Consider the following 6,511-nt stretch of genomic DNA (forward strand, 5'->3'; position numbering starts at 1 on the left):
CTCCGCGCGCGTCATCTGCAGGGAGAAGCCCAGCCCGAAGAGGAGCGAGAAGAGGGTGATGAACTTCTGGTCGATGAAGAGCGAGTAGAGCGAGCCCACCACCGTCTCCAGCAGGGGCGCGCCCAGGCCCTCCCAGGCAAAGCGCAGGTTGGCCTGCTGCGACGTCACCACCGAATCGCTGGAGAGGCCCGCGAGGAACGCCGCGCGGTTCGCCGCCTCCTCGTCGCGGGTCTGCTTCGCGCTCCGGTCCGCCTGCTCGCGGCCGTGCAGCAGCGCCGGCCCGTACGTCTGCGCGGCGGTGAGCAGGGGGGGCAGCACGAGGTAGAGCACCAGCGCCCACGTGAGCAGCGTCCGGTCCGAGCGCTTGCGGAACAGCAGCAGCACGAAGCCCAGCAGCGCGTACGTGCTCAGGATGTCGCCCACCCACAGCGCGAACATGTGCACCAGGCCCATGCCCAGCAGCACCAGCAGCCGCCGCCGGTACACCGGCACGATGGCCGCCCCCCGGGACTCCGCGCGCGTCATCTGCAGGGAGAAGCCCAGCCCGAAGAGGAGCGAGAAGAGGGTGATGAACTTCTGGTCGATGAAGAGCGAGTAGAGCGAGCCCACCACCGTCTCCAGCAGGGGCGCGCCCAGGGCCAGGGACTGCTCGCGCGGCAGCAGGGTGCGGCCGCTGAACCAGGAGAGGCTGTTGGAGATGAAGACGCCCGCCAGCGCGAAGCCGCGCAGGGCGTCCAGCACGTGGACCCGTTCGGACTGGTCGACAGGGCCCACGGAGTCGGCGGAGGGTTCAGGCATGCCGTGGACTACAGGCCTGCGTCCTCCGCGCCGTCAAACGTGCCGGGAGGGCTGGGCTTCCCCAGGGGGGCACCGCCTCAGGCGGCCTTCTCCGGGCCGGGCAGCACCTCGCGCAGGCAGCGCTCCAGCCCGCCCCGGTGGCGCCACTGCTGGGGGTAGCCCAGCGACACCTCTTCGAAGCGCACGCCGTCGCGCCACAGGGTGGCGGGCATGTGCAGGTGCCCCGTCACCACCACCTCCGCGCGGTAGCGGGTGTGCCAGTCCTCGGTGAGGCGCGTGCCGCACCAGATGGAGAAGCGCGGGATGCGCGGCAGCCGCACGTGCTCGTAGCGCAGCGGGTAGTGGTTGATGAGCACGGTGGAGCAGCCCGCCGGCAGCCGCTCCAGGCGCGCGCGCGTGCGCGCCACGCGCGCGTGACACCAGGCCTGACGCGTAGGGTAGGGCTCCGGGTGCAGCAGCACCTCGTCCGTGCACATCAGGTCGTCCTCCCACGCCCACTCCAGCGCCTTCTCCACCGGCACCGTGTCCGGGCGGAAGGTGTAGTCGTAGCCCAGGAACATGGGCACGAGGACGCGGTGCGGGCCGTCGCCCGGCCAGCGCGGGTAGGGGTCCTCCGGCGTGAGCGCGCCGTAGCGGTGGCACAGGTCCACCATGCGCAGGTAGCGCGCCTCGCCCCGGAGCGGCGGTTGTTCCGAGGGCATGGACCACAGCTCGTGGTTGCCCGGCACCCAGACGACCTGACGGAAGCGCGCGGTGAGCGTGCGCAGCATCAGGTCCATGTCCGCGAGCGTTTCGCCCACGTCGCCGCCGACGATGAGCCAGTCGTCCGGACGGGGCGCGAGCGCCGCGAGCGCCTGGTGGTTCTCGGGGTGCCGCAGGTGCAGGTCACTGATGGCGTAGAGCTTCATGGCGCGAGGCGGGTACCTTAACGCGTGTGCCCGCGCGCGGCACGGGAACCCCCTGGGCCTGTCAGCCCAGGGAGGCCAGGAGCGCCAGCACCTGTTGCGGCGCCGCGGCGCGGTCCATCCAGGTGATGCCCCGGGCCTCCAGCCCCCGCGTGGGCGGTGGATGCGTGGTGTGCAGCGCGCACGCGGTGCCCGGATGCCGGGCGCGCACGCACGTGAGCAGGTGCAGCCCGTCACCGTCCGGCAGGCCGTAGCCGCTCACCACCACGGAGGGCTCCGCCTCGCGCATCAACTGGACCGCCTCGCTCACGCCCAGGGCGAAGCGCTTGAGTCCCGGGAGGTCTCGAACCAGCCGTCGCAGCGCGGCGAGCGCTCGTGGATCCGCGTCGACGAAGAGGAAGCTGGGGGCAGGACCGGGATGCGCGCGCATGAAGGCAAAGGGTGGTGAAGACAGGCGTAACGCAAGAGGTTGTGCCGCGACAAGCCTACCCCGGAAGTTCTTGGATGCCAACCTCTCAAGTCATATCGACATGGGCGAACCCGGTAGGTTAACGACCCCATGGAAAAGACCCTCGCATCCCGGCTCGGAGGTGCGGCCCGCGTCGCCCGCACCCGCCTGAACCTGACCCAGGCGGACGTGGCGGAGCGCATCGGCATCGCGAGTGAAGTCTATGGGCGGCTGGAGCGCGGCCACATGCTGCCCAGCATCCAGACCTTCCGGCGGCTGTGCGTGGTGCTGTCCATCTCCGCGGACGAGGCGCTGGGCCTCAAGCCCTCGCAGGACGTGAAGTGGGCCGCGGAGCCTCCGTCCGACTACGGCGAGTCCGCGGAGCTGCGCCGGTTGCTTCGCCGCGCGAAGCAGCTGGACCGGGGCTCCATCCGCATCCTCAGCGTGCTGGCCTCGCAGTTCAAACCCCGCAGCTGAAGGCCCGCCCCGGCGACCCCGGGGTCAGGAGGGCTTGGCGTCGTCCCAGCGCGCCAGCCGCTCCCGCAGCTTGCGGACGGAGGGAAAGCCGTTGAAGAGCACCACCTGCGGGTGCTCCTCCAGCACCTGCCGCTCCGCCGACTCCTTCGCCAGCGCCCGGTCCACGCCCAGGAGGAGCCCCGCGTCGGGGCGCGCGCGCAGCTCCGACAGCCTCCGCGACAGCGGCCCCGCGTGCCACGGGTGGAACAGCTCCAGCGCCACCTCGTTGCCCGTCTGGCGGTGGCGGAAGGTGAGGTCCGGCACGCACAGCCCCGCGGCGCCGGTGTGGCGCGGCCGGGGCGTCAGGTCCAGCTCCCACGCGGCATCCTCGAAGCCTTCCGCGAGCGCGGCCACCTCCGGCGGCACGTGACCCAGCGCGGCCGGCAGGGGCGACACCAGCGGATCCTCGTGGCTCAGCTGGAGCGTCGCCTGCTTGCGCGCGTCCTCCAGCACCGCGGTCAGCTCCCAGCGCTCCAGGATGGGCACCATCGCCAGGAAGCTCGCGAGCTGCAGGCCGTACTTCTTCTGCAGGGACAGCATCGCGCCGGGGCCCTCCACCTCCAGCGACCAGTCCTCGCCGTCGCGCCGCACCTCCGCCACCAGCCGGCAGAACTTCAGCCAGCGCAGGAGCTTGCGCACGCGCAGCAGCTCCGGCGCCCGCGCGCGCAGGGTGAGGCGCCGCGCGTTCAAGAGCGGCCCCTGCGCGAGCGCCAGGTTGTAGCGGTCCAAGAGCCCCTGCGGCGTGAGCGGCTCGCCGTCCCAGCCGAGCAGCTTCCGGTTGCCGGGCAGGTCCGTGTAGAGCGCCTCGCGGGCCGCTTCGAGCGGCGCGCCCAGGGCCTCGGAGAGCCGCGCCTCGTATGCCTCCAGCGTGGAGTCCAGGGGCTGCGTCCGCAGCACGCTCGCGCCCACGAGCAGCGTCTTCCAGCGCGCCTCGAACGCCCCCTCGCCGGCCTCGTCGAAGAGGAGCCGGTCCATCAGGAGTTTCACCAGACCCCGCGCGACCTTGGGGCGGCTGAACGCGCCGGCCTTGAGGGCGAAGGCCTCCTCCACGTCGTCGCGGGCCTGGCCCTTGAAGGCCTCCGCGTCCGCGAGCAGCTCCTTCGCGAGCGCCTGGAGCGCCGGGTCGTGCGCCTTGATGAAGGACGGGCGCAGGATGCCTTCGCGCACGCGCGAGGCGAGCAGTTCACGCGTCAGCATCCGGGGGCCCCTCCTGGTAGGCGCGGTGCTGGCGCCGGCGCTCGCTGATGCCGCTCTCCGCCGTCTGCGCGGAGCACACCTCGTAGAGCAGGGCGCGCTTGCCGGGGCGCTTTCGCAGGATGCGGCCCAGCCGCTGCACGTGTTCACGCACGCTGCCGCTGCCGCTGAGCACCACGCCCACGCGCGCCTCGGGCACGTCCACGCCTTCGTTGAGCACGCGTGACGTGAGCAGCACGGGCAGCTCCGCGCTGGCGAACGCGGCGAGCAGCGCCTTGCGCTCCGGCAGCGGCGTGTGGTGCGTGAGCGCGGGCAGGAGCAGCCGCCGGGCCAGCGTGTAGACGGTCTCGTTGTCGTCGGTGAAGACGATGACGCGGTCCTCGCGGTGCTCCAGGAGGATGCGCCAGAGCGCGTCCAGCTTGCCGCTGGAGGTGAGCGCGATGCGGCGCTGCTCCCGGTAGCCGCGGTAGGCCGCGCGCCCCTCGTCGCTGCGCTGGCTCTGCGCGAGGAAGCGCGCCCAGCCCTCCGGCGACGCCAGGGGCACGCCCAGCCGGCGCACGAAGGTGAGGTACTTCCCGCGCGCCTCGTCGTAGCGCGCCTTCTCGTCGGGTGTCAGCGGCACCTCGACGCGGCGGACCTCATACGGCGCCAGGTACTGGCCCTGGAGCTCCTCGATGCCGGTGCGGTGCACCAGCGGCCCCAGCAGCTCCTCGCACACGCGCTCGCCGCCGTCCGCGCGCGCGAGCGTGGCGGTGAGGCCCAGGCGGTAGGGGGCGAGCGTGCCCTGCGCGATGAAGCGGTAGCTGGGCGCGGGCAGGTGGTGGCACTCGTCGCAGATGAGCAGCCCGAAGCGGTTGCCGGTGAACTCCATCTGCATCGCGGCGGAGTCGTACGTCGTCACGGTGAGCGCCTGCCTGTCATTGACGCCGCCACCCACCATGCCCACCGGGCCGGGGAAGTACTTCGCGAGCACGCCCTGCCACTGCGCCATCAGGTCCAGCGTGGGCACCACCACCAGCGTGGGCCGCTTCACCCACGCGATGGCCAGCACCGCCAGCAGCGTCTTGCCCGCGCCGGTGGGCAGCTCCACCAGCCCCCGTCCTCCCGCGCGAGTCCATGCGTCCAGCGCCGCGCGCTGGTGGGGGAACGGCTCGATGGGGACGGTGAGGGGCAGCTCCACCGGCTCGAAGCGCTTGGCCCGGTCCTCGTAGGGAAGGCCGCACTCGCGCAGGCGCATCACGACGTCGCGGTAGTGGAACGCCGGCGCGCGGAAGACGCCCGTGCGCCCGTCCTTCTGGAACAGCGCGAGCAGGCGCGCGTCCTCCGGCAGCGTCGGGGCCACCAGCGTGCCGCTGTCGTAGTGCAGCTCGATGCCGGGCGGGGACACGGGTTCGATGACGGGCTCGGTGGGACGCTCGGGAAGGGAATCCAACGCGGCAGGGGGCCCGCGCGAGGAGGGGAGTAGCGGGTTGGACGTCGCCGCGCCACTGTCGCCGGGTTGTCTGGGAGAAGCCACGGGCGCGAACGATTGACTGCCTGTCGGCACGGCAGGCCCGAAGCGCGCGGGTCGGGTTGCTTTGGGGGCGCTTCGGGCGTTACCTGTTCCTCTTCATGCGTTCGACCTGCCCTGCCGCAGCCCGCCGTTCCTCCCTGGCGTGGACCTCCTGATGCGGGTCCTCGTCGTCAGCCCGCATCTGGCCTCGCGCACGCTCTTGAGGCGCTTCCTGGACGCGGAGCCGGACGTGGAGGTGACGGCCACGGGAGAGCCGGACGACGCCTTCGCCTCCATCGCGGAGAACAAGCCGGCCCTGGTGGTGGTGGACCTGCGCCGCCCGGACGAGGACCACCCGCTGTTCCTGGGCCTCTTGCGCAAGCGGCACCCGTCGCTGCCGGTCATCTCGCTGGTGCCCGGCCGGCTGCGCATCTTCGACGGCCGCTCCGAGCGAGTGCGGGAAGCGCACGGCGACACCGCCGAAGCGCTGCACCACCTGATGGGCTCGTTGCTCCAGGCGGTGCGCGACCTGCTGGCCCAGCACCTGTTGCGCATGCTGCGCCCGCCGGTGGGGCGGGCCTGATGCGCGCCCGGGGCTACAGGCGCAGGCGGTAGCCCACGGCCGCGAGCACCCCGCCGACGTTCACGTCCCCGGTGGTGAGGAAGTCCACCGGAGCGAAGTGGTAGTGCGCCTCCAGGAAGGCGCCCCCGGGACCCAGCGGCAGCTCCGCGCCCGCGAGCACCTGGAAGCCGAGCGCGCCCCGGCTCTCCGACGCGGTGGTGTCGAACGCCTCCACCGTCGCGCGGTGCAGGTACAGGCCCGGCCCCGCGCCCACGTAGGGCGTGAGCGGCCCCAGCCCTCGGGGAACGCGGTACACGGCGGACAGCTGGAGGGCGACCTCGCGCTCCGCGAGCGTGTAGGGGCGCTCCACCGGCTGGCCCAGGTTGTCCATCTGGGGCCCGCGCAGCGTCCCGGTCATGGAGGGCCGGTGGTAGTTCACCTCCAGCACCAGCGCGAGCCGCCGCTTCAGCAGGGGCGTGAGGTAGCCCACCTCCGCGGCGAGGTAGAGGTCACCGCTGAGCGACGTGGTGGTCTTGATGAAGCCCACCTTGGGCGCGATGAAGAAGGGCCCTTCCTTGGCCTGGGCGGAAGGGGAC

At 72.4% G+C, this 6,511-nt stretch carries 8 protein-coding genes; 2 read left to right on the plus strand and 6 right to left on the minus strand.

Going from position 1 to position 6,511, the window contains the following annotated elements; all coding sequences use genetic code 11:
• The 3 genes from D7X12_RS37705 to D7X12_RS37715 all read right to left on the minus strand — a co-directional run.
• Window positions 1-798 (minus strand): DUF418 domain-containing protein (locus D7X12_RS37705; RefSeq protein WP_500683239.1); only part of this gene is annotated, 798 nt, incomplete at its 3' end.
• 77 nt (window positions 799-875) lie between these two features.
• Window positions 876-1,706 (minus strand): metallophosphoesterase family protein, encoded by an 831-nt coding sequence (locus D7X12_RS37710; protein ID WP_120630019.1) that lies wholly within the window; start codon window positions 1,704-1,706, stop codon window positions 876-878.
• A 61-nt stretch (window positions 1,707-1,767) separates the two neighbouring features.
• Entirely contained in the window at window positions 1,768-2,133 is a 366-nt protein-coding gene (locus D7X12_RS37715; protein WP_120630020.1) for a response regulator, read from the minus strand.
• 129 nt (window positions 2,134-2,262) lie between these two features.
• On the opposite strand from D7X12_RS37715, the gene D7X12_RS37720 reads away from it, so the two are divergent.
• Window positions 2,263-2,628, plus strand: a complete 366-nt coding sequence (locus D7X12_RS37720) for a helix-turn-helix transcriptional regulator (RefSeq protein ID WP_120528580.1) — start codon at window positions 2,263-2,265, stop codon at window positions 2,626-2,628.
• Between the two features lie 24 nt (window positions 2,629-2,652).
• Here the strand turns inward: D7X12_RS37720 and D7X12_RS37725 are convergent, their stop codons facing one another.
• Window positions 2,653-3,864 carry a DUF790 family protein gene (locus D7X12_RS37725; protein WP_120630021.1) on the minus strand — a complete coding sequence of 404 codons (1,212 nt, stop codon included), beginning with the start codon at window positions 3,862-3,864 and terminating at the stop codon, window positions 2,653-2,655.
• Window positions 3,851-5,248, minus strand: coding sequence for a DEAD/DEAH box helicase family protein (locus D7X12_RS37730; protein WP_244225022.1), 1,398 nt, complete (start codon window positions 5,246-5,248; stop codon window positions 3,851-3,853). Before D7X12_RS37730 ends, D7X12_RS37725 begins: the two co-directional genes overlap by 14 nt.
• Before the next feature lie 277 nt (window positions 5,249-5,525).
• Between D7X12_RS37730 and D7X12_RS37735 the strand changes: the two genes are divergently transcribed.
• A complete protein-coding gene (locus D7X12_RS37735; RefSeq protein ID WP_120532882.1) occupies window positions 5,526-5,936 on the plus strand; it encodes a response regulator in 411 nt (136 codons plus the stop codon).
• A gap of 13 nt (window positions 5,937-5,949) precedes the next feature.
• On the opposite strand, the gene D7X12_RS37740 is transcribed toward D7X12_RS37735, so the two are convergent.
• On the minus strand, window positions 5,950-6,511 hold a 562-nt coding region (locus tag D7X12_RS37740; protein ID WP_120630022.1), incomplete at its 5' end, for a putative outer membrane beta-barrel protein.

This window comes from Corallococcus sicarius (genome assembly GCF_003611735.1).
Taxonomy (GTDB): Bacteria; Myxococcota; Myxococcia; order Myxococcales; family Myxococcaceae; genus Corallococcus; species Corallococcus sicarius.